The 18,469-nt window shown below is 52.7% G+C and carries 19 protein-coding genes and 1 tRNA gene; 14 read left to right on the forward strand and 6 right to left on the reverse strand.

The features are described 5' to 3' along the window. Positions 1 to 10 precede the first annotated feature (10 nt). The 12 genes from J5441_06395 (at position 11) to J5441_06450 (ending at position 9,786) form a co-directional block, all read left to right on the forward strand. Complete coding sequence (locus J5441_06395) at positions 11 to 457, forward strand: GAF domain-containing protein (protein ID MBO4934776.1); 447 nt, start codon at positions 11 to 13, stop codon at positions 455 to 457. Further along, complete coding sequence (gene msrA / locus J5441_06400) at positions 454 to 948, forward strand: peptide-methionine (S)-S-oxide reductase MsrA (protein ID MBO4934777.1); 495 nt, start codon at positions 454 to 456, stop codon at positions 946 to 948. The genes J5441_06395 and msrA overlap by 4 nt, the downstream gene beginning before the upstream one ends. A gap of 114 nt (positions 949 to 1,062) precedes the next feature. Next, complete coding sequence (locus tag J5441_06405) at positions 1,063 to 1,791, forward strand: WecB/TagA/CpsF family glycosyltransferase (GenBank protein ID MBO4934778.1); 729 nt, start codon at positions 1,063 to 1,065, stop codon at positions 1,789 to 1,791. Further along, the gene (locus J5441_06410) at positions 1,781 to 2,452 is read left to right on the forward strand and encodes a deoxynucleoside kinase (GenBank protein MBO4934779.1); all 672 of its coding nucleotides are present in this window, start codon (positions 1,781 to 1,783) and stop codon (positions 2,450 to 2,452) included. The genes J5441_06405 and J5441_06410 overlap by 11 nt, the downstream gene beginning before the upstream one ends. Then, positions 2,445 to 3,308, forward strand: a complete 864-nt coding sequence (locus J5441_06415; protein MBO4934780.1) for a DUF2156 domain-containing protein — start codon at positions 2,445 to 2,447, stop codon at positions 3,306 to 3,308. The genes J5441_06410 and J5441_06415 overlap by 8 nt, the downstream gene beginning before the upstream one ends. Before the next feature lie 65 nt (positions 3,309 to 3,373). Continuing rightward, positions 3,374 to 4,093, forward strand: a complete 720-nt coding sequence (locus J5441_06420; GenBank protein MBO4934781.1) for a GNAT family N-acetyltransferase — start codon at positions 3,374 to 3,376, stop codon at positions 4,091 to 4,093. Positions 4,094 to 4,102: 9 nt separating this feature from the next. Next, positions 4,103 to 4,636, forward strand: coding sequence for a DJ-1/PfpI family protein (locus J5441_06425; protein MBO4934782.1), 534 nt, complete (start codon positions 4,103 to 4,105; stop codon positions 4,634 to 4,636). Further along, on the forward strand, positions 4,630 to 5,190 hold the full coding sequence (locus J5441_06430) for a 5-formyltetrahydrofolate cyclo-ligase (protein ID MBO4934783.1): 561 nt from the start codon (positions 4,630 to 4,632) through the stop codon (positions 5,188 to 5,190). The genes J5441_06425 and J5441_06430 overlap by 7 nt, the downstream gene beginning before the upstream one ends. 262 nt (positions 5,191 to 5,452) lie before the next feature. Beyond that, positions 5,453 to 6,778, forward strand: coding sequence for an endolytic transglycosylase MltG (mltG, locus tag J5441_06435; GenBank protein ID MBO4934784.1), 1,326 nt, complete (start codon positions 5,453 to 5,455; stop codon positions 6,776 to 6,778). A gap of 30 nt (positions 6,779 to 6,808) precedes the next feature. Then, positions 6,809 to 7,660: an NAD(P)H-hydrate dehydratase gene (locus J5441_06440; protein MBO4934785.1), complete on the forward strand. Its 852-nt coding sequence runs from the start codon at positions 6,809 to 6,811 to the stop codon at positions 7,658 to 7,660. Positions 7,661 to 8,170: 510 nt separating this feature from the next. Continuing rightward, on the forward strand, positions 8,171 to 9,316 hold the full coding sequence (gene alr, locus J5441_06445; protein MBO4934786.1) for an alanine racemase: 1,146 nt from the start codon (positions 8,171 to 8,173) through the stop codon (positions 9,314 to 9,316). A 128-nt stretch (positions 9,317 to 9,444) separates the two neighbouring features. Further along, positions 9,445 to 9,786, forward strand: a complete 342-nt coding sequence (locus tag J5441_06450) for a type II toxin-antitoxin system PemK/MazF family toxin (protein MBO4934787.1) — start codon at positions 9,445 to 9,447, stop codon at positions 9,784 to 9,786. A gap of 405 nt (positions 9,787 to 10,191) precedes the next feature. Here the strand turns inward: J5441_06450 and aspS are convergent, their stop codons facing one another. Then, a complete protein-coding gene (gene aspS / locus J5441_06455; GenBank protein MBO4934788.1) occupies positions 10,192 to 11,949 on the reverse strand; it encodes an aspartate--tRNA ligase in 1,758 nt (585 codons plus the stop codon). A gap of 147 nt (positions 11,950 to 12,096) precedes the next feature. Between aspS and trxA the strand changes: the two genes are divergently transcribed. Next, a complete protein-coding gene (gene trxA / locus J5441_06460) occupies positions 12,097 to 12,447 on the forward strand; it encodes a thioredoxin (GenBank protein ID MBO4934789.1) in 351 nt (116 codons plus the stop codon). A 195-nt stretch (positions 12,448 to 12,642) separates the two neighbouring features. Here the strand turns inward: trxA and J5441_06465 are convergent. The 4 genes from J5441_06465 to J5441_06480 form a co-directional block, all read right to left on the reverse strand. Next, positions 12,643 to 12,729, reverse strand: a tRNA-Leu gene (locus J5441_06465). Between the two features lie 68 nt (positions 12,730 to 12,797). Beyond that, a complete protein-coding gene (locus J5441_06470; protein MBO4934790.1) occupies positions 12,798 to 13,559 on the reverse strand; it encodes a hypothetical protein in 762 nt (253 codons plus the stop codon). After that, positions 13,553 to 14,251, reverse strand: a complete 699-nt coding sequence (locus J5441_06475; GenBank protein ID MBO4934791.1) for an ABC transporter ATP-binding protein — start codon at positions 14,249 to 14,251, stop codon at positions 13,553 to 13,555. Before J5441_06475 ends, J5441_06470 begins: the two co-directional genes overlap by 7 nt. Before the next feature lie 62 nt (positions 14,252 to 14,313). Further along, positions 14,314 to 15,801: a DUF1846 domain-containing protein gene (locus J5441_06480; protein ID MBO4934792.1), complete on the reverse strand. Its 1,488-nt coding sequence runs from the start codon at positions 15,799 to 15,801 to the stop codon at positions 14,314 to 14,316. A 153-nt stretch (positions 15,802 to 15,954) separates the two neighbouring features. Here J5441_06480 and cdd point away from each other — a divergent pair, with 153 nt between their 5' ends. Continuing rightward, complete coding sequence (gene cdd, locus J5441_06485; protein ID MBO4934793.1) at positions 15,955 to 16,344, forward strand: cytidine deaminase; 390 nt, start codon at positions 15,955 to 15,957, stop codon at positions 16,342 to 16,344. Positions 16,345 to 16,353: 9 nt separating this feature from the next. Here cdd and J5441_06490 read toward each other — a convergent pair whose 3' ends face one another. Continuing rightward, complete coding sequence (locus tag J5441_06490) at positions 16,354 to 18,390, reverse strand: SpoIIE family protein phosphatase (GenBank protein ID MBO4934794.1); 2,037 nt, start codon at positions 18,388 to 18,390, stop codon at positions 16,354 to 16,356. Positions 18,391 to 18,469: the final 79 nt, after the last annotated feature.

Raw genomic sequence — 18,469 nt, forward strand, 5'->3', positions numbered from 1 at the left:
GGAGAATGATATGGACTATTCGCTTTTGATTTCACAGCTTGAGGCCGTAACGGACGGCGTTGATAATAACGTCACAAACCTTGCCAACGCTGCGGCGCTTCTGTATAACTCGCTTGAAGACGTCAGCTGGGCGGGCTTCTATATCGCGGACGGCGGCGCGCTTATGCTCGGGCCGTTTCAAGGCAAGCCCGCGTGTGTGAAGATCCCGCGCGGCAGAGGAGTCTGCGGCGCGGCGTTTGAACGCGGCGAAACCGTCGTCGTCCCGAACGTGCACGAGTTTGAGGGGCACATCGCGTGCGACGCCGCGAGCAATTCGGAAATCGTTATTCCGCTTTTCAAAGGCGGCTCGGTTTACGGCGTGCTTGATATCGACAGCGCTTCGTTGGATCGCTTTTCCGACGGTGACAGGGAAGGGCTTGAGCGTTTCGCTAAGACGCTGGAGGCGCGGCTGGTATGAAGAAAGCGTATTTCGCCGGCGGCTGCTTCTGGTGCATCGCCTCGGTGTTCGATGCGATTGACGGCGTAACTGAAGTCGTAAGCGGCTTCAGCGGCGGCGACGAAGCGGATCCGACTTACGACGACGTCAAGGCGCAGAAGACCGGACACCGTGAGACAATAACGGTCGTTTATGACGAAACGCTCGTCAGCTACGCCGAGCTGATATCAACGCTGCTCTCTAATACCGACCCGTTCGATCCGGACGGACAGTTCATCGACCGCGGCAGGTCGTATTCGCTTGCCGTCTACTATTCGGACGAAACCGAAAAAGAAATTGCTGCCAATGCGACGGCCGAACTTGAACGGGCTTCGGGCCGCAGCGTGTTTGTCGCGCTCGAGCCGTTCAAATCCTTCTTCGCCGCCGGAGAGTATCATCAGGATTATCATAAAAAACACCCGGAGGAGTTTGAACGGGAGCTGATCGAATCCGGAAGGAAAAAACCGCAATAACAAAGTATTGACAGACCGCTTCGGCGGTCTGTTTTTGTATATCAAAGCGAAATATTACTATTGTAAAATGCGAACGCTTGTGATATAATGTCAGTTATGGAAAAAGTATGTATTATGGGAATAGAATACGCGAACGCGCCGCTTGCCGAAATCGCCGACGAATGCTTTTCCTACACGGCGGCGAGGGAAGCGAGAATTGTAGTGACTCCCAACGGCGAAATTGCCGAATATGCGTATAAGAATCCCGCGTTTTTCGACGTGCTTTCCGGAGCCGATCTTGCCGTCCCCGACGGCGTCAGCGTGAAGCTCGCGGCGAAGCGCTGCGGGACGCCGATTAAGGAGCGCGTGCCCGGCGTCGAGCTGGCGCAGGAGCTTATCAAGCGCCTGAGCGATTCCGGCGGCAGCCTTTTCCTTTTCGGCGGCGCCGAGGGCGTCGCGGAAGACGCGGCGAAGAATATCTCCGCCGGGTATCCGGGCGTAAAGATCGCCGGAACTCACAACGGCTTTTTTGAGGATGATTCCGATATCGTCGCCGGGATTGACGCTGCTTCGCCGGACGTACTGTTCGTCTGCCTCGGTTCTCCGAAGCAGGAGGAATGGATGGCGGCGCACCGCGATCTTTCCTGCGGCGTGATGCTCGGACTCGGCGGCACGCTCGACGTGCTTGCCGGCAGAGTGAAGCGCGCGCCGGCGTTCTGGCGAAAGATCGGCTGCGAATGGCTTTATCGCACGATCAAGCAGCCTTCGCGCATAAAGCGCATAATTAAAATACCCTTTTTCGTCCTCGGCAGCAAGCGCAGGACGAAAAAGCTCAATAAACAGAGGTGCGAGAATGAAAGGTAAGCTTATAGTTTTTGAAGGCATGGACGGAAGCGGAAAGGCGACTCAGAATAAACGCCTTTACGACTTTTTGACGTCCTGCGGATACAAGGTCAGAAAGGTCAGCTTTCCCGATTACGACGAGCCTTCGAGCGCCCCGCTGCGTATGTATCTCAACGGCGCTTTCGGGGACAAGCCGGACAGCGTGAACGGTTACGTCGCCTCCGCGTTTTTTGCCGTCGACCGCATAGCCTCGTACCTTTCAAAGTGGCGCAACGCGATCGACGACGGGGAGATAGTTCTGCTTGACAGATACACTACATCCAATATGGTTCATCAGGCGTCGAAGCTGCCGAGGGAGCAGTGGGACGAGTTCCTTGACTGGCTTTATGACTTCGAGTTCAGAAAGCTCGGGCTCCCGGAGCCTGATCTGACTATATACCTGCGTATGCCGGTCGATATATCCGAGAAGCTTCTTTCGAAGCGGTACGGCAACGACGAATCCAAAAAAGACATTCACGAACGCGACGTCGATTACCTCCGCAGATGTGAGGCGTCCGGTATGTATTCCGCTAAGAAGTTCGGCTGGAAAGTCATAGAATGCACCCGCGACGGCGAGCTTCGCTCGATAGACGAGATCGCGGAAGAGGTTCTCAGAGAGGTTTCTTTACTGCTGAATGCTTGAATTCAAAGAAATAGAAATCGGTGATAAGGAGTCGTTCGACCGGATTCTGAACGCGGTTGACGCGGACGGACAGAAATATCCGACGGCAGACTATACGTTCGGAAACCTGTTTATCTGGAAGCACAGATACGATACGCGTATCGCCTTTGACGGCGGCGCCTGTTTCATTCTCGAAAAGGGAGGGGAATACGCGTATTTCCCGATCTGCTCCGACGACGCGCTCGCGGATGCGCTGAAGAAGCAGGGCATAAGGAAGCTTATGTACGTTACCGACGATATGCTTACCCGTCTCGACGCCTGCGGCGCCGTATATGAAAAGAGCGAGCTGCCGCATTCGTTCGATTACGTTTACTCATACGGCGACCTTGCCGAGCTTCCCGGTAAAAAGTACCACCAGAAGCGCAACCATATAGCGTATTTTGAGAAGCTCTATCCCGAACACTCGTTTGAAATGATAACGCAGGATAATATTAAAGAGTGTTTCGACTTTTCGGTTAAGTGGGGAGAGCAGTCACTTCACGGCATAGACGACGAGGAGCGCAAAGCGCTTGATATGTCGCTCGGCAATTTCTTTTCACTAGGCTTTGAAGGCGGCGTTATTCGCGCCGGCGGAGAGGTCGTCGCGATGTCTGCGGGCGAAAGGCGCGGCAATTCTTTCGTGGTCCACATCGAAAAGGCCCTGAACACCCGCGGAGCCTATCCGTTGATAAACCGCGATTTCGTACGAAACGTCTGTGTTGGCAGCTATCATATAAATCGCGAGGAGGATATGGGAATAGAAGGCCTCGTAAAGGCTAAGCAATCGTATCATCCCGCGTATCTGTTGAAAAAGTATATGGTGACAATATGCGATTGAAAGAGTTTACAATGCCGGTTGTCAAACCAATCGTGTCTTTGATATCTCGATCTTTCGATATTTCCGTGGCTGACGCCGGAGTCTTGCTTGCCGACGCGGCCGAGAACGGCGCCTGCTATCTGAAAACGTACGGAGACGAGCCTGTTTCCGTCGCGTTGAGCAAGCCCGTACGATTACGAATAAACGGTGAAGAACGCAAGGGCGAATACCTTTTCGGCGTTTGCACGGACGCTGCGCACCGCGGGAGAGGATACGCCGCGGGCCTTATCGAAGAAACTTGCGGGAACGCCGACGCCGACTGCGCCGTTCTGATACCCGAGAATGAAGGGTTATTTGAATTCTACGAGCCTCTCGGATTTACCGCGACGGGCGCATGCGCTTCCTTCAACGTCGAAGCGTCCGCCGCCGAAAGCGTCAGTGTAAGCGGAGACGGCGCCTATACGGAATACCTCGGTTTTGCTCAAAAATGCGATAATCTGTGCATTCTCTCGGAACGCGACTTTGTTGCAAGCGCAGCGCTCGCGCCGCGCACCGCCGTAGTAGGAAACAGCGGCGTTTGCTTCATTACCTCAGACGGGAGCGTCGAAGCTTTCGCGCCGCGTGAACGTATAAAAGATCTTGCCGCTTCCGCGCTTTCGTTATTGGGTATCTCCGCCGCGTCTGTGACGACTCATTTTGATTTCGCGCCGGACGGTGCGGCGGTCAAACGTATCGGAATGATAAAGCCTCTGCGAAATGCCGATATCCCCGCGCGATTCTATATCAACAACCTTTACAACTTGTAGGAGGATAATATGGTTTATCTGTTTCTCGCCGACGGTTTTGAAGAAATCGAGGCGCTCGGATGCGTCGATATTCTCCGCAGAGCGGGCGTCGACGTGAAAACCGTCGGGGTTACCGGCAAAACCGTCGCAGGCGCACACGGGATCAATGTCGAAGCCGATATGCGCGTAACGGAATGCGGCCGCGATGCGGAAATGGTGATTCTCCCCGGAGGAAGCGTAGGGACCGATAACCTCGCCTCCAGCGACGACGTCGCCCGCATCGTTACTGACGCCGCCGAAAGAAACGCTTACGTTGCCGCGATCTGCGCGGCCCCTACGGTTCTCGGTAAGCTTGGCCTTCTTGAAGGCAGGCGCGCGGTCTGCTATCCCGGGCTTGAGGGCCGCCTCACCGGCGCCGCGAAATCTTCGGACCGCGTTTGCGTTGACGGCAATTACATCACAAGCCGCGGACCGGGCACGACGGCGGAGTTTTCGCTGACAATCGTAGAATTGCTGAAAGGGCGCAAAACCGCCGATGCTATAAGAGAGGGCATGCTTTGGTAAAAGACGTTCTGCGCGCGGAATTCAAGGCTATGCGCGATGCCATGACGGAATCCGAGCGCGCCGCCGAAAGCGGCGAGTTATGCGGCATTATCCGTTCGATGCCGGAATACAAAGCCGCGGTATGCGTTTTGCTTTATTACCCGGTCGGCAGCGAGCCTGATATCCTCCCGCTTGCCGAAGCGGCGGTTTCGGACGGAAAAGAAGTCGCGTTTCCGGTTGTCAGCGGCAGGGATATGATCTTCTGCGTGCCGAACGGCTTGGATGGATTCAGAAATGGCGGCAATGGTATCCCCGAACCCGACGCCTCGGAATGTGCGCGTGTCTGTGATTTTGCCGACACTCTTTGCGTAGTGCCTGCGCTTGCCGCGGATAATTACGGATACAGAATCGGGTACGGCGGCGGTTATTATGACCGTTTTTTGAGCGGATATAAAGGCTTTTCCGTTTGCGCGGTATTTTCACGCCTGTTTGTTGACAGTCTGCCTGCGGACCCTCACGACGTCGCGGTCGGAGCTGTCGCTTTCACCGGCGGAGGCGTATTGCGTATTAACTAAAAAAGGGGGTACCGCACGAATGCGGTACCCGGCATATATACACATTTCACGTCGTTGCGGTATCAGCCGCAGTTGGAGCAACCGTTATTGCCGCATCCGCAGCCGCATCCGCCGAGACAACCGCTGAGAAGCAGGATAAGGATTATCCATACGATGCCGTTGCCGCAATCGTCCATACATCTGCCCATTCTTTTCACCTCACATTCTGGTGTTTGGTATATACTATGCGAATCGTCGTTATTGTGTTACAGGAGTTGAGACTATGGAATTCAATCAGTCGGAATTTGAAAAAAACCTGCTCAGAAAAGTGAATGATTCTGACGATGTCCCGCCGTCTAAGAAAAAGATCGATGTGGACAGCATCCATATAAAAGACGCGGATGATGTGCCGATCAATACTTATGAGGGCGAAACGCCGCGCGACCGCGCGGCCAAGCTTGCCGCGTGGGAGCAGCAGAAAGGGAGAAAGCCGGGCAAGTCCACGGGGAAAGCCGCGGATAAGGACAAGCCCAAACGCAAAGTATCTAAGAGCGTCATTTTTATTTCCTGTGTCATCGCCGCGTCTCTGATACTGACTCTCATTTCATGGCTTGCGATACGTGACTGCTTTGCGTTTCATAATAAAGTGAGCGAGGATATCCCGATCGTTGTTGAGGACGGCGAGGGCTTATCCACAATAACGACTAAGCTTTCCGACGCTGATATTATCGATTTTCCGCTTGCATTCAGACTGTACTATACGCTGATAAAGAAGAATACTCAGGTGCAGTACGGAACTCATTACTTCAAAAAGGGCGACGATTATGACGCGATCCTCCGCAAGCTTTCCGAAGCGACCGAAAGCAGGGAAACGGCGGAATTCCTCGTAACAGAAGGGAAAACGCAAAAGGACGTCATAAGCATTATTTCGAACGCGGGATATGCGACGAGGGCGGATCTTACGGAAGCCATAAACTTCACTCAGTTTGAAGACTTCGAATTCCTCAACGATCTTCCGGAGCGTTCCGCACGACTTGAAGGTTATCTGTTCCCTGCGAAATACGAGATTTACGCCGGCGAAAGCGCTACCTCTATCATCATACGTATGCTCAAAAAGTTTGACTCCGTATTTGACGATCTTATGTATGAGAGGGCTAAGGATCTGGGTATGACTGTGGACGAGGTGATAACGCTCGCTTCCGTAATTCAGGCCGAAGCGGGAAGCGAGGATGAAATGCCCAACGTTTCGTCCGTCTTCCACAACCGTTTGAAAAACCCGAGCTACGGCTATCTCCAGTCATGCGCGACCGTGCAATACACGATGACGGAGCGCAAGGACGTTTTGACGCGGGCGGATATAGCGGTCGACAATAAGTATAATACATATAAGTATCCCGGCCTGCCGATCGGACCGATTTGTAATCCGGGCCTCGCAGCGATTGAAGCTGCGCTGTATCCCGCGGATACAGATTATTATTATTTCGTATCCGACGGCAAGGGTACCAACGTATTCTCGCGTACTTACGCGGAGCATACGAAGGCGAAGAACACCTATATCAAGGACGGTCAGTTCATCAGCGGTACCGATATTACTGATTCAGAGGATTGACGACAAAATCTTATACGTGGGGTGTGAAGTATGGAATACCGTGTCATTGACGACGAATACGTTTCGAGGTTTATAAAGCCGCGTCCGGAGGACGCCAATAAGTATGACTTCGGATATATCCTCTGTATCTGCGGCAGCCGCGGTATGCACGGCGCCGCCGTTATGTCCGCGACCGCAGCGCTCAGAAGCGGAGCGGGTATAGTGACCGTCGCCGTCCCGCGTGAGATCGAGACCGCCGTTTATCCATGCTTCACCGAAATCATGGTGCGCGGCTACGAAAAGCCGGAGGATCTTGACAGACTGATGGAGAAATCCGACGTTTGCGTTCTCGGCTGCGGGCTCGGGAAATCGGACCTTTCAGAGCAGGTCGTCAGATACGTGCTCGCTAAATATGATAAAACGCTCGTTCTCGATGCGGACGGCATAAACATACTCTCCCGCGACATAGATATTATCAAGGATACCAAGGCGACCGTGATAATAACTCCGCACGCCGGAGAAATGGCGCGGCTTACCGGTATGACTTCCGAAGAGGTAGAGGCGGACAGCGAAATCGTCTGCGCAGACATATCGCGGGAGTTGAACGTAGTAACCGTGTTAAAGGGCGCTCAGACCGTTATCACTTCACCGCACGTTAAAGGTACGATCTACGTGAATCACAGCGGAAATCCCGGGATGGCTACCGCCGGGAGCGGCGACGTCCTGGCGGGTATAACCGCCGCGCTTGCCGCCGTTATAAAGGAACCTCACCGCGCAGCCGCGTGCGCCGTTTACATCCACGGACTCGCAGGCGATCTTGCCGCGGATGAGCTTTCGATGACAGGAATGACCGCCTGCGATATGATCGAAAGGCTGCCGAAGGTATTCAAAAGCTTTGAATAAAAGGGGAGACGCCCCGTGCGAAGAATACCCGCGATCATTACGTCTGTTTTAATGCTTTTCTCGCTTTCCGCATGCGGAAAAGGATCATCCGCGGTCGATTATCTTTCGATTCCGTTCAGCAGTGAGGCGCGAATCGTTATAGATTCCTCCGAATACCTTGTTCATATCGAAAAGGGAGGAGCGGATCTGATCTCGGTCGTTGTCGGCTATCCGGAAGACATTCGCGGAATGAGCGTTTCGCTCGGGGAAGAAAGCGGAGTGTCGTTTCGTAACGCAAAGATATTACAAGGCTTTCCGCGCTCGGTCGCGCAGTTAATATATGATGCTTTTGAACCGTCGTATATAACCGAGACGTTCTCCGACGGAGACGCTGAAATCGTGCGTTTCACCTCCCCGCACGGAGGCGGAAACATACGGATTGACGGCTTTTCCTGCGTTCCGATTTCTCTCGATTCCGAGGGGATACATATCGAATTTACAGATTTCAAACGATAAGGGTGTATTATGGTTTTGGATCAGTATCTCAAGCGTACCTGGGCGGAGGTCGACCTCGACGCCATTGCGCACAATTATGAAATGATAAAAAAAGCCGCGGGTAACGCGGAATGCATGTGCATCGTTAAAGCGGACGCATACGGTCACGGCGCGGTTCCCGTCGCCAGACAGTTATTTGACTGCGGCGCACGTTTCTTCGCCGTTTCGAACATAGAGGAGGCGCTCCAGCTTCGCGACGGCGGTATATCCGGCGGTATACTTATACTCGGTTATACTCCTCCGGAGCTCGCGGACGTTTTATATATAAATGATATTTCTCAAACCGTTTTCTCGTTGTCGGGTGCCGAGAAGCTCGCTCATGCGGCCGGCAGCAGAAGTATAAAGGTCCACATCAAGCTTGATACGGGAATGTCGCGTCTTGGTCTTAACGGTTCCGCGGAAGAAATGGCCGCGCAGGCGTTGAAGATTTGCGGTATCAAGGGGCTTCGCGTCGAAGGGTTGTTCACGCATTTTGCGCGCGCCGATGAGAAAAACGACGAGGCGACCGCCGCGCAGTTCGCTTTGTTTTCGGCTGTTTCCGACGCTTTGGATGCGGCGGGAGTTAAGATCAGATACCGCCATTGCTGCAATTCCGCCGGTATGCTTGCGTATCCGGAATACCGTCTGAATATGTGCCGGCCAGGGCTTATACTTTACGGACTTTCTCCTTTCGGCGGCGAATACGGAACGCCGGCTATGACGCTGAAGACCGTGGTTTCGCAGATTAAGACGGTTCCTGCCGGTACGTCGATAAGCTACGGCGGCAGGTTTGTTACAAAGCGCGACAGCCGAATCGCCGTGCTTCCCGTCGGGTACGCGGACGGATTTGCTCGTTTGCTTTCCGGCAAAGCGCAGGTTCTGATCAACGGCGAACGGGTAAATACCGTCGGAAACGTCTGTATGGACATGACGATGGCAGACGTTACGGATAAAAACGTTTCCGAAGGGGATACCGCCGTTATCATCGGCGCCGAGGGCGGCGAGCGTATAACCGCGGAAGATATCGCGCGTCTTACCGGAACGATACCTTATGAGGTTATTTCGCTGATAGGTAAGCGCGTCCCGCGCGTATTCATAAAAAACGGCGAGATCGTCGGCAGCACGGGGCTGCTCGAGCATTAACATCGCTTCTCATCTCCGAATAGAATGATACAGGGACGGAAATAATTTTTGTATCGTTGTTTAATCGAGTCTTCAAACGGCAAGAATAGTGTTGAAAGCCGCGGATTCGATAAACGGAGATGATTGCATTGAATGTTTTCAGAGGAGATATTTATTACGCGGATCTGAGTCCGGTCGTCGGCTCGGAGCAGGGCGGCACGCGTCCCGTGCTGATCGTTCAGAACGATGTCGGGAACAAATACAGTCCGACCGTCATTGCTGCGGCAATAACGTCTCAGACCGGCAAAGCTCGTTTGCCGACGCACATACCTATTCCTGCCGCTAACTGCGGACTCGAGAAGGATTCCGTTGTGCTGCTTGAGCAGGTCAGAACGATCGACAAGCAGCGTTTGAAGGAGCGTATGGGGCATATAGGCGATGAATCGATGAACAGGGTGAACGAAGCGCTTACAATAAGCTTCGGTCTTTGATGCGGATGAGTATTCATATCTGCGGTTTATATCAGAAGTTAAGATGAGCATCGGGTTGCGTTTTTGCGCCCCGATGCTCGGTCTTTTTGTGAAATGTATAATGTGTATATGTGTGGGATCGCGGGTGTAAACATTGAGTAGAAAAATAAATTTTGCGCTGAAAAACAAAGCGCGAAGAATAGGGAGTTTTTCACATTTTCCACCGAGTTTTCAACAGTTCGAAGCGAAAAATGATTTCCGTTCTGTATATTTTTTCCAACGCAGGAGAGCGAAAAATGAATATTTATCTATGGTTTTGATATCGAAAGCGAATGAATACGCAATAACAGGCGTTTGATGATGTATAATTATGAATTATCATAAAAACACCGGCTGAAGAACGATTCAGCCGGTGTTTTGTGTTTATTAATCCTCGCGGATTATTGCGATGTGGACGTCGGAAAGCTGTTTCGGGTCGACCTCTGAAGGGGCTCCCATCATAAGGTCTTGTGCGTTCTTGTTCATCGGGAACGGGATGACCTCGCGGATGGAATCCTCTCCGGCGAGCAGCATCACCATACGGTCGACTCCCGGGGCGATGCCTGCGTGCGGCGGCGCTCCGTAGCAGAACGCGCCGTACATGGCGGGGAACTTGGCGCGGACGTCTTCTTCACCGAGCCCGACGATGTTGAACGCCTTGATCATCAAATCCGGATCATGGTTTCTGACTGCGCCGGAGCTCAATTCAACTCCGTTGCAGACCAGGTCGTACTGGTAGGCGAGGATATCAAGCGGCTCCTTGCTTTCGAGAGCTTCAAGCCCGCCCTGCGGCATTGAGAAGGGGTTGTGACAGAATTCGAGTTCGCCGGATTCTTCGCCGATTTCATACATCGGGAAGTCGACTATCCAGCAGAATTCGTACTTTTCCTTATCCATATGGCCGGGAACGGAGGCGCCGAGCAGCTTGCGAAGTACGCCGGCGGTTTTCTGCGCTGTGAGCTTTTTGCCCGCGGCGAGCGCTACGAAACTGTTGGGCTTCAGTCCGAGTTTTTCGACGACCGCGTCTTTGCGGTCTATGAGGAACTTTGAAATGCCGCCTGTGAGTTCTCCGTTTTCATCGAGACGGAACCAGCACGCCTTGCTGCCGGAGATGACTTCAGTATCGGCTATGAGCTTATCTATGAACTTGCGCGTTTCGTTAAAGTCACTGACAACGACGGCTCGTACTTCGGCGCCTTCGAACGGACCGAAGCCGCAGCCCTGCATTTCAGCGGTGACGTCGGTCACGGTCAGGTCAATGCGCAGATCGGGTTTGTCCGTGCCGTATTTTTCCATCGCGTCGAGATATGCAATGCGCGCGAATGGGGCGGAGGAAGCGGTGTTATACTTGCCGTACTTGGCAAAGATGGGCGGGAGCACGTCCTCAAGCACCGCGAACACGTCCTCCTGCGAGGCGAACGCCATCTCCATATCAAGCTGATAGAACTCACCGGGGCTTCTGTCGGCTCTCGCGTCTTCATCGCGGAAACAGGGCGCGATCTGGAAGTATCTGTCAAAACCGGACGCCATAAGCAGCTGCTTGAACTGCTGCGGCGCCTGAGGCAGCGCATAAAACTTGCCGGGGTGGTTGCGTGAAGGCACGAGGTAGTCGCGCGCGCCTTCCGGCGAGGAACTGGTGAGGATCGGAGTGGTTATCTCCATAAAACCGTGATCTATCATCGAGGCGCGAAGCGCCGCGACGATATTGCTGCGAAGGATGATGTTCTTTTTGACCTCCGGATTGCGCAGGTCGAGGTACCTGTATTTGAGACGGGCGTTCTCGTCCGCTTCTTTTGATTTGTTGATCTCAAAGGGCAGGGAGTTGAAGCGGCACTTGCCGAGCACCGTTATCTGCGTCGGAACGACCTCGATATCACCGGTTGCCTGCTTCGGATTCTTGGACTGGCGCTCGCGTACCGTGCCGGTGACGCTGATTGTGGATTCCTTATTGATTTCCTTGAACGCCGCCATCATTTCCGCGCTTTCCGCAACGAGCTGAGTCGTGCCGTAAAAGTCGCGCAGCACGACGAACGCGAAGTTTGAACCTACTTCGCGGACGTTTTCCATCCAACCGCAAAGCGTGACGTTTTTCCCCGCGTCTGAAAGACGGAGCTCGCCGCAGTTGTGCGTTCTCGACTGGAACATATCTATCCCTCTTCCGTATTCGTTATCTTGATTATTTTCTCACATTTGTCAAAGATTGTCAATAGCTATGAAGTAAATCTTATATATCATTGGACAAGTCGTGAAAAGCGTGGTATAATAAATATATCAAATAAAGGAGGAGAAAATATGTCGGTGCTGAAAGTCACTTCTGAAAACTATGAACGGGAGGTTTTGAATTCCGAGCTGCCCGTCGTTATCGACTTCTGGGCGTCGTGGTGCGGGCCGTGCCGTTTGTTGGCTCCGATCATCGAGCAGTTCGCCGCGGAATACGACGGTAAACTTAAAGTGTGTAAGATTGACGTTGATGAAGAGCAGGAGATCGCCGCCTCTTACAGGGTTATGAGCATACCCACGGTCGTTATGTTGAAGAACGGCGAAGTTACCGCTACCGCCGTCGGATACAGATCGAAGCACAGTCTCGAGGAGGAGCTCGGGCTGAATCCGCCCAGACTTCGCAACACCGACGTGTTTCGGTGATGTGTTTGGGTTTGCATTAGCCGTAATACGGATAAAAAACGCATCTTTTGGCACGCCAAAAGATGCGTTTTTTAAGGCTGGAATTACCGTTTTGGCAAAAATGAGGGTATCGTTAGATCCCGCAATATGATTTTCCGTAGGGAATATAAATATAACTGAAAAGGGTTGCTGTTTGTTAAAACAACAACCCTTTTCTGGTGCGGTCGGGGGGACTTGAACCCCCACGAGATTGCTCTCACTAGCCCCTCAAGCTAGCGCGTCTGCCTATTCCGCCACGACCGCGTGCAAGAGGTATTATAATCGAATACCTTCGACTTGTCAACAGTAATTTTTCATTTTTCCGAAAAAAGTTACAGTATATTCAGTTTCCTGTTTATGATCGAGTTTGCGCTTTCGAAGCAGCCGACGCAGAGCGCGGAGAAGAATACCGCCGCAAAAAGGCCGTAATCGCTCATTGTCTTCACCGTGCCTTCTCCAATGAATGCGAAGATCTTATCGAATACGCCGAATTCGAACATCAGGTAGCTTATTCCACCGAGCGTGCATATTATGATAATCCCGCCGATTATCGTGGCGGCAAGACGCTGTTTGAGGAAAAGGTGTCCGATTGCCGAGGCGAGGTATATACCGGCAACTATGACGGACGCTATCAGCAGCGCGAGCAGCGCCGCCATAAAATTGTAGAAAAAACCGAATCCGGAGTTAAAAAAGACCGACACGACCGGCGGGAGCTCCGCGTGATAAAGCCAATAAGAAAAGACGGATACTCCCATCGTGCAGGCGCACCAAACCATTGCGGTCGTAAACCTTGCCGTAAGATGCTCGCGTACGGTTGCGGGGATCGCCATCGTCGTTGCGCCCTCGTCGCCGAGCATGGAACGGTATACACGCTGCGCGACAACGTAAAGGGTCAAAAAGATTCCGAGCGCGATAACGAGTTCGTTTAGTATGCGTACGACGTTTATCACCGTTTGCATAACCATCGCTTCGGATGAACCTCCGAAGACGTTGAGCAGACGCCCCGCGCCGGAGGCTACAAGCATTGCCGCATAAAGAGGGAGCATGGTCTTCCAGGAGGATATGAATTCGTGCTTGATGAGTTTCTTCAGCATTTGTATTCCTCCGTAAAAAGGGCGTGGATGGATTTGCCCTTATCAGCGCGCAGCTTTTCCGCGTTTTCAAACAGGGCTATTCTGCCGGCGCTGACGAAAGCGGCGTGGGTGATTATCCTCTCTACGTCGGACGGCGTGCGCGATGAAATGATTACCGTGCTCTTCTCAGTGTGAGCCGATACTATCGAGTCGAGGATATAACTCAAAGTAGCGGTGTCGACCGCTTCGACCGGACTGTCAAGCAGATAGAGCGTTGCGTTTCTGCTTAAGGTAAGCGAAAGCCGGAGCTTCTGAAGACTGCCTTTCGATAGATCTGCCGTTTTTTCTTTTAATTCGATACCGAGCGCCGAGAGAAGCGAGAGGGCTTTTTCTTCGTCGAAATCGGCGTAGAAATCGCGGTAGAATCTGAGTGCGCCGATTACCGAAGCGTTGTCGCCGAAGCTTTCTTCATGGGGCAAAAACGCGGTTACGCGTTTTGTGTCGACTCCGGGCTTGTTACCGTTGATAAACACTTCTCCGCCGCTTGGAGTCAGAAGTCCGGCGGCGAGTTTCAGAAGCGTCGTCTTACCGCTGCCTTCAACGCCGAAAAGCCCGACGATGCAGCCGGGTTCAACTGCGAAATCGAGCTCGTTTACGGCGACAACCTCGCCGTATTTTTTAATTAGCTTTTTACATTCCAATATCGGGGACAAATCGGCACCTCCGCAGATATTCAGTAAAAACCGCGGCTGCCGAAAGGCTACCGCGGCGAGGATTATTTTCTGTAAAGCCGTTTGCCGCGAATCACCGGTTCGCTGGTGAGATTGATGCCGAGCTTCTTCAGCGTCGACTCGTCGACGCTTGCAAGCATGACCGAGGAATGCATTTCCGCATGTCTGAGCTTGCTGAGCTGCTTAAGGGCGAGCTCTGCGGTCGGATTCATGGCGGCGCTTATTGCAAGAGCGATAAGTATCTCGTCCGTGTGAAGACGCGGATTGCTGTTGCCGAGGTCGACGGTCTTGAGTTTCTGGATTGGCTCGATAATTATGGGGGATATCAGCAGTATATCGTGGTGGATTCCGCCGAGCACCTTAAGGGAATTGAGCAGCGCGGCGGCTGCGGCTCCGAGCAGGGAGGAAGTCTTGCCGGTAATTATCCTTCCGTCGTCGAGCTGTATAGCGGCGGCAGGAGCGCCGGTTTCCTTTTCGCGATCAAGCGCGGCCGCAACTACGGGGCGGAAGCTTTCGTCAACGCCTGCCTGCTTCATCAGCATTTCGTTTTTGTAGACGGCTTCACTGCTGACCTTGCCGTTTTTGGCGGCGCAAACGGTGTTGTAATATCTGCGGACGATTTCCTGATTCGACGCCTCGCATACGACTTCGTCGTCTATTATGCAGTTGCCCGCCATATTGACGCCCATATCCGTCGGGGATTTGTAGGGGCATTCTCCGCCGGTGATCTGTTCGAACAGCGCCTTGAGTACGGGGAATATCTCGACGTCGCGGTTGTAGTTGACTGCGGTCGTTCCGTAAGCTTCGAGATGGAACGGATCGATCATATTAACGTCGTTGAGGTCGGAGGTGGCTGCCTCGTACGCAAGGTTGACAGGGTGCTTCAGCGGCAGATTCCAAATGGGGAAGGTTTCGAATTTCGCATATCCCGATTTGATTCCGCGCTTGCTGTCATGATACAGCTGCGAGAGACAGGTTGCCATTTTGCCGCTTCCCGGGCCGGGAGCGGTGACGACGACGAGCGGCCGGGAGGTCTCTATATATTCGTTTTTTCCGAAACCGTCGTCGCTGACGATGAGCGGAATATTGGAGGGATATCCGTCTATGCGGTAATGCCGATAGACCTTCAGCCCGAGATTCTCAAGACGCTCCTTGAAAAGTCTGCATGCGGGCTGATCGCTGTACTGCGTTATTACGACGCTGCTGACGAACAGTCCGCAGTCGCGGAAAGCGTCGATGAGGCGCAAAACGTCGGAGTCATAAGTTATGCCGAGATCTCCGCGGATCTTACTGTTCTCGATATCGGATGAGTTGATAACTACGACGACCTCCGCCTTGTCGGCGACCTTCAGCAGCATCCTGATTTTAGAGTCGGGCTCAAATCCGGGGAGTACTCGCGAAGCGTGCAGATCGTCGAACAATTTGCCGCCGAATTCGAGGTAAAGCTTTCCGCCGAACTGATCGATGCGCTTTTCGATGTTCTCGGATTGCATAGCTATATACTTTGCGTTGTCAAATCCGACTTTAAACATAACGTACCTCCGACAGAATTAATCAAATATGAAGTTATTATATTACAATTCGACGGAAGTTTCAACCGTTATTTAAAAAATGAAAACAAAAATATTGATAATTTCGGGAGAAAATGATAACATAGTATCAAATCATAATAACCGGAGGGTGAAATGAACGGCAACGATCTTATTGCGCTCGCTAAAGAGGCGAGGAAGAAGGCGTATTCGCCATACTCGGGCTTTTCCGTCGGAGCTGCGCTGCTGACTAAGACCGGTAAGGTTTTCACCGGATGCAATATTGAAAACGCGACCTTTTCGCCTACGATATGCGCGGAGCGCACAGCTTTTGCGAAGGCGATAAGCGAAGGTGAGCGCGAGTTTGAAGCTATCGCTATCGTCGGAGGCGCTGACAGAGACGACGCCGTTTGCTATCCCTGCGGCGTCTGCAGGCAGTTTATGAGCGAGTTCTGCACAAGCGATTTTAAGCTGTACTTCGCCGCCGGAGACGAAACGGTAGAGTACGGATTTGATGAAATAATGCCTCACAGATTTCATCTGTGAGGCGTTGCCTTATTTCAGCTTCAAGCATACAGCGGTAATGTCGTCGGCAGGTGAGGAGCCATAGCTCTCCCTGCCGGTTTTAACTATTCTTTCGCAGATGCTTCTTACGTCCGAATTGCGAAAATCGGAGCTGTCTATCCATTCATCGCCGTTGTTCAGCGCTCCGTCCGAGAGCATGACGAGGAAGTCACTGCGTTTAAGTTTGCCTGATATAACGTTGCAGCCGGATTCGTTGAGTATACCGACGGGAAGAGTCGGCGAATAGAGGCGCCGGGTGCGGTTTTCGGAAATGACGTAGCTTGCGGGCGCCCCGGCTTTCGCGATCCTGTATTCACCGGTTTCCGTGTCCAGCATACAAACATCCGCGGTCGCGAAGGTTTCTTCGCCTCCTTTCAGTTTCAGCGCTGCGTTTGCGAGTTTAAGTGCTGTTGCGAACGACAGCCCGTTCAACAAGAAACGCTTGAGTAATCTGCACGTCATGCCGCTGTCTATTGCCGCGAGTTTGCCGGAACCCATCCCGTCGCTGATGATTACGTAAACATATTTTCCGCGGACGAAGTATTCGCAGTTATCACCGGAATAGTCTTCTTTTTCATTCTTGAAGGACGAGCTGAATATTTCGACTCGTTCCGCGGCGCCGGATTGGCAATTCGCTGTCTCGAATCCCGCTGAGATTTCTGCTGAAACGTCCTCTAAAGCGTCGGAAACAATCGAATACACGTCGGTTGACAACTCCCGCAAATCGCGTATTTCGAACGATGACGTGTCGTTGCCGAGCATATATCGCCTTATCATATTCTCCATTTCGCTCAAATGGGCGCATCTCGGGAGTGACGCCGCGGTCGCCTTGCCGTGAACCGACTCGCGTGCGTACGTATATATCCCTCTCCTGACTTCATTTTGCTTAACGCCTGAGCAGAATTTCGTGAGTTCGCAACCGGAGCACAGCGATTCGAGAACGTGTGAGACGCATCCGTCCGGAGTCGGGGCGAGCTCTTTGCCGACTTCCTCAGAAACGCTTGCGATGCTGTCCTTCAAATATCGGAAAAGGGTTGCGGTCTCTCTGAGTTTATCGGCTGCATATTCGCCGGAGCCGCCGCTGTTTTCTCGCTCCGCGAGAAGCGATGTGCGCGTCAGAAGTCTTTGAGGTATCAGCGTCATGATCAGAGATGCGGCAAGGACTTCAACCATCTGCGGAAGCAATTCGATTACCGGCGTGAAAATCAGATTAAAGCCGAACCGTAAAGCGATGAATCCTGCCGCGCACGGGAGTTTTCCTAATTTGAAAAGCTTTCTTGCCGCAAGAACGCTCACCGGAAGTATGAAAAAACACTCCGGTTTCAATGCGCCTACGCTCCACGCCGCGCCGAAAAAAGCCGACGCAAAAAACGATTCCGTTCCATTCAGCCTGACGGCGAATACAAGAGCTCCTGCCGACGCTGCCGTTGCGAGCAGACTGACGCCGAGCGGTTTGACCGATTCCAGCGGAAGCAGCATCAAAAACACGGTCGCGGCCGCGAAAGCAAGCTCCGCCGGTTTCAGACGGAATAGGCTTCTGCCGTATAATTCAAAAGCGTTTTTGAAAACGAACGCCGAGCCTGCGGCGACTCCCGAAAGCGCGAGCCATCCGAAGCTTCCGGTTAGATCCGACACCATAACGTCGCCGCACAGGATACCTGTGACGGTCAGCGATAAAAAGACCGCTATCGGCGCAATGTAGGCGTCGGAAAGGGTTTTTCCTCTCCCTTTGAAAAGAAGTCTGAACAGCAGCATTGCCGTCATCGCGGAGACCGGAGCCGCCGATTCATAAAAAGAGTTGATCATATATGAGAAGAATCCTCCGAGATAACAAAGGAACGCAAGGCTTCGCGGCATCACGGCTATCGCCGCGACCGCGAACGGAGAAACACCGATCGCTTTTATCGGCAGCGCCGCTATGAATCCGAAGGCTGTCGCGGCGGCTCCCTTGACTCCGCTGAGGGCGAAAAGCTTTTCCGCGTTCAGCTTCAGTGATTTGTGCTTTCTTTCGGTAATCGTGTTGTTCATTTCTGCCTCCTTCCGCACAAAAATACTATAATGCTTGTCCCTGTAATACTATTGTCATATAAAGTCAGAAAAAAACGAC

The sequence above is a fragment of the Clostridia bacterium genome (assembly GCA_017620395.1).
GTDB lineage: Bacteria > Bacillota > Clostridia > Oscillospirales > RGIG8002 > RGIG8002.

Bases quoted from the DNA above. Each gene is read 5' to 3' on its own strand.
- J5441_06410 (MBO4934779.1), top strand. From the start codon at position 1,781: ATGAAAGGTAAGCTTATAGTTTTTGAAGGCATGGACGGAAGCGGAAAG.
- cdd (MBO4934793.1), top strand. From the start codon at position 15,955: ATGAACGGCAACGATCTTATTGCGCTCGCTAAAGAGGCGAGGAAGAAG.
- J5441_06405 (MBO4934778.1), top strand. From the start codon at position 1,063: ATGGGAATAGAATACGCGAACGCGCCGCTTGCCGAAATCGCCGACGAA.
- J5441_06480 (MBO4934792.1), bottom strand. From the start codon at position 15,801: ATGTTTAAAGTCGGATTTGACAACGCAAAGTATATAGCTATGCAATCC.
- J5441_06490 (MBO4934794.1), bottom strand. From the start codon at position 18,390: ATGAACAACACGATTACCGAAAGAAAGCACAAATCACTGAAGCTGAAC.
- J5441_06470 (MBO4934790.1), bottom strand. From the start codon at position 13,559: ATGCTGAAGAAACTCATCAAGCACGAATTCATATCCTCCTGGAAGACC.
- J5441_06425 (MBO4934782.1), top strand. From the start codon at position 4,103: ATGGTTTATCTGTTTCTCGCCGACGGTTTTGAAGAAATCGAGGCGCTC.
- mltG (MBO4934784.1), top strand. From the start codon at position 5,453: ATGGAATTCAATCAGTCGGAATTTGAAAAAAACCTGCTCAGAAAAGTG.
- msrA (MBO4934777.1), top strand. From the start codon at position 454: ATGAAGAAAGCGTATTTCGCCGGCGGCTGCTTCTGGTGCATCGCCTCG.
- J5441_06395 (MBO4934776.1), top strand. From the start codon at position 11: ATGGACTATTCGCTTTTGATTTCACAGCTTGAGGCCGTAACGGACGGC.
- aspS (MBO4934788.1), bottom strand. From the start codon at position 11,949: ATGTTCCAGTCGAGAACGCACAACTGCGGCGAGCTCCGTCTTTCAGAC.
- J5441_06440 (MBO4934785.1), top strand. From the start codon at position 6,809: ATGGAATACCGTGTCATTGACGACGAATACGTTTCGAGGTTTATAAAG.
- trxA (MBO4934789.1), top strand. From the start codon at position 12,097: ATGTCGGTGCTGAAAGTCACTTCTGAAAACTATGAACGGGAGGTTTTG.
- J5441_06415 (MBO4934780.1), top strand. From the start codon at position 2,445: ATGCTTGAATTCAAAGAAATAGAAATCGGTGATAAGGAGTCGTTCGAC.